The sequence below is a fragment of the Xenorhabdus griffiniae genome (assembly GCF_015163655.1).
Taxonomy (GTDB): Bacteria; Pseudomonadota; Gammaproteobacteria; order Enterobacterales; family Enterobacteriaceae; genus Xenorhabdus; species Xenorhabdus griffiniae.
In genome coordinates this window covers 1-2,579 of the sequence record NZ_JADEUF010000213.1, presented here as the reverse complement: position 1 = coordinate 2,579, position 2,579 = coordinate 1, and the positions used below count along the sequence as shown (strand labels likewise).

The 2,579-nt window shown below is 42.1% G+C and carries 4 protein-coding genes and 2 pseudogenes; 3 read left to right on the top strand and 3 right to left on the bottom strand.

Features of this window, described 5'->3' with window-relative positions; genetic code table 11:
- Positions 1 to 619: 619 nt before the first annotated feature.
- Positions 620 to 832, bottom strand: a complete 213-nt coding sequence (locus tag IQ211_RS18840; RefSeq protein ID WP_189761354.1) for a hypothetical protein — start codon at positions 830 to 832, stop codon at positions 620 to 622.
- Between the two features lie 26 nt (positions 833 to 858).
- On the opposite strand from IQ211_RS18840, the gene IQ211_RS20045 reads away from it, so the two are divergent.
- From IQ211_RS20045 to IQ211_RS18825, 3 genes and pseudogenes are all read left to right on the top strand, one after another.
- Positions 859 to 1,053 carry a hypothetical protein gene (locus IQ211_RS20045; protein ID WP_311062204.1) on the top strand — a complete coding sequence of 65 codons (195 nt, stop codon included), beginning with the start codon at positions 859 to 861 and terminating at the stop codon, positions 1,051 to 1,053.
- Between the two features lie 185 nt (positions 1,054 to 1,238).
- Positions 1,239 to 1,823: a helix-turn-helix domain-containing protein gene (locus IQ211_RS18830; RefSeq protein ID WP_228011624.1), complete on the top strand. Its 585-nt coding sequence runs from the start codon at positions 1,239 to 1,241 to the stop codon at positions 1,821 to 1,823.
- A gap of 143 nt (positions 1,824 to 1,966) precedes the next feature.
- Positions 1,967 to 2,131, top strand: a pseudogene (locus IQ211_RS18825) (IS982 family transposase); the annotation flags it as partial.
- Between the two features lie 72 nt (positions 2,132 to 2,203).
- On the opposite strand, the gene IQ211_RS20290 reads toward IQ211_RS18825, so the two are convergent.
- A complete protein-coding gene (locus IQ211_RS20290) occupies positions 2,204 to 2,431 on the bottom strand; it encodes a hypothetical protein (protein ID WP_282885623.1) in 228 nt (75 codons plus the stop codon).
- 55 nt (positions 2,432 to 2,486) lie between these two features.
- Positions 2,487 to 2,579 (bottom strand): annotated as a pseudogene (locus IQ211_RS20285) (IS982 family transposase); the annotation flags it as partial.

Genomic DNA, 2,579 nt, shown 5'->3' with positions numbered 1-2,579 from the left:
ACATGTGGCAACTCATTAAAAAAGTGAGAGTTTTTTTGAATTCAGCATCAGAAAACAGTTGGAAAGGAATAGGAAATATGGAAGTCTCATAATTATGAAAAGGCATATAGAGTGCGCGATATATCCTCCAGATAGCCAAGAATGGCACGACTGTGTATGCAGTGCATAGGAGGGACAGACTATTCGCCAATAGCCATCTTACCCTGTTATTAAAATCAAATAGGACGGTAGAATATTACCGTCTTCTCGTAATGATACAGTGTTAGTTCTGCCACCCCAGAATCATTTGCTCTGAGGTGGCAATCGGTCAGAATGTTAGCCTCTACACGAACCCAATACGCGCATAATGCCTTTTTGTAGGTCAGTGCGATCTTCATTCAGTCTTCGCCCCGTCCCTCAGTCCGAGGGACGGGGCTTAGTTTACTCTTTTCTGTCAGCATAATTGCGTAATACTCGCCAGGGCATATCGAGGCGGTAAACGCATCACCTCTGGTAATAACGCTTCTTCTTTTGGCGTTAATGTGATGCGTGGGTTAATGCGACATGACCTTTTCGACCAGGATCAAAACGCTCGCCCGTTGCCACATCCTCAATATCCATCGGCTCAAGATATTGCATATTAGCGAGTCGCTGCGCTTTCACATCCTTTATGGTCTGACGACTGGCATACCACAGGTGGCAGGCGTTTTTCCCGCTTATTGTCAGAGCCGGTGTCTTGTTCTTTGGCTGAAAATCTCATGACGATAATATCTAAGCCCCACCACAGATCACCCCATACAGGGATCATCCAAAACGCCAGTGCATAAACAACCATCGACTGGAAGTTATCCATAGAATACCCCAGGTGGCGGAAACACTTTGGACAGATCGGAGCGTAGTTCGTGGGCTTGGACTACGCTGTTTGTAACTTCGACAATGATCACGACATTCTCTGGTGAGATTTTTTCTTCCCAGTTAACCAATCGCTTACCGTGGATTGAGCTTTGTCTATCTGCTCGACAAATTCCTTTTGACTACCCCAAAGCCTTATTGCTTTCTCTATTGCTGTGTTAGTCATGATTTCCTTAAATTATAAATCAATCGCTATAGACATTATTTGTATGATTAATCCATTATTCAGCAATAATTAAATTCTATAGCGATTTTGATTTATTATCGCCATAGCGATATGATGAACACATCAAACGATTATTCGTAAAGGCTGAAACATGACATTCACAAAGAGACTAAATTGCGCAATGCACGAAGGTGGATTTAGTCAAGGTGCGTTAGCTAAAGCAGTCGGAATGGCCCAATCCAGCGTATGGAAATTAACCTCAGGAACAGCAACCAGAACTACTCGACTTGTTGATATCGCACGTGTCTTAGGTGTCCGTCCAGAATGGTTATCTGACGGGAAAGGCCCAATGAAGGCAGAAGAAAGTAACGAACCAGAACACAAGGGCATAAAACTCATTAAATATAAAGGGATGTTTCCAGTTGATATTTATGAAGGGAATACTCCAACAGGCGATCAAATAATTATACCAGATTTGGTGGACTCTAAAACATGCAAGGCATATAAATTGCTTGTGAACAGTGGATGCGCGGAAGTTCCTGCGGGCACCATTATAGTTGTTTATAGCAATGAGACAGCGGGAACAAATGATTTGATATATGCTAGGGTTAACAAAACGTTATCAGTTTACAGATTTATCCAAGGTGGTACTCATGGATTTCTATCTGTTGATGATAACCGCGTGCCATTGATTGATATTGAAAACTCGGATGTTGAGGTTTTCGGAGTTGTCGTATATTTGTTCCGAAACATGAAACATCGCTGATACATATCATGGCGCCCCTCTATAACAGGGCACGAGCATACTTAATGTGTATTAGTTCAGTCTGGCTCTGGCCCTGTAGACGGAGAATCGGATTGTGCAAGAATCCAATCTAGCGCCAGTTTTTGGTGAAATTGCCTACTTAAAATGGGCAATTAAAATTAATTTCTCAGATCGAACACTCACGCCACCGAAGTATAAAAGGATTCATGTTAACCGTTTTATGCGGACTGATTGCTTATTGTCTTAAATTGAAAAAGCCATCACTTAAGAATTTCTATTCAGATGGTGATTTACCCGTGATGGCTTAAACGGAATTCGGGTTATGTTAGGTTCGGGTGTTCGGGCCGATGGGGTGATTCTAGCGGGTTACAACCGCTATGCTACCGACTATTTTGCCCTGCTACTCGTTGGCTGATAAATGCATCAAATTCACTGTCTGAATTTGAATGCTGAAATTGAGGGTAATACCACTTATAAAACCCATAGTAAGGATCATGCTTCCGCTGCCTGTCCTTCTCCTCTTGAGAATAACCACTACGATCACCAATTTTATCAACAAAATAACGGGTTATATTATACTCTGGATGAAAGTCCATCGTTGGATACATTCTTGTTCCTCCTAGCGAGCCTTTAACTGGCATATTGATAACGCGATGCTCAACTTTAACACCCAATAACGAGCGTTTGTTGAAGCCAGTCGCGTTGTTTTTTACCTTGTTTAAAGTTGGCAAAAATACCCAATGTGTGAGAAAGCAG

Bases quoted from the DNA above. Each gene is read 5' to 3' on its own strand.
- IQ211_RS18840 (WP_189761354.1), bottom strand. From the start codon at position 832: ATGGATAACTTCCAGTCGATGGTTGTTTATGCACTGGCGTTTTGGATG.
- IQ211_RS20290 (WP_282885623.1), bottom strand. From the start codon at position 2,431: ATGTATCCAACGATGGACTTTCATCCAGAGTATAATATAACCCGTTAT.
- IQ211_RS18830 (WP_228011624.1), top strand. From the start codon at position 1,239: ATGCACGAAGGTGGATTTAGTCAAGGTGCGTTAGCTAAAGCAGTCGGA.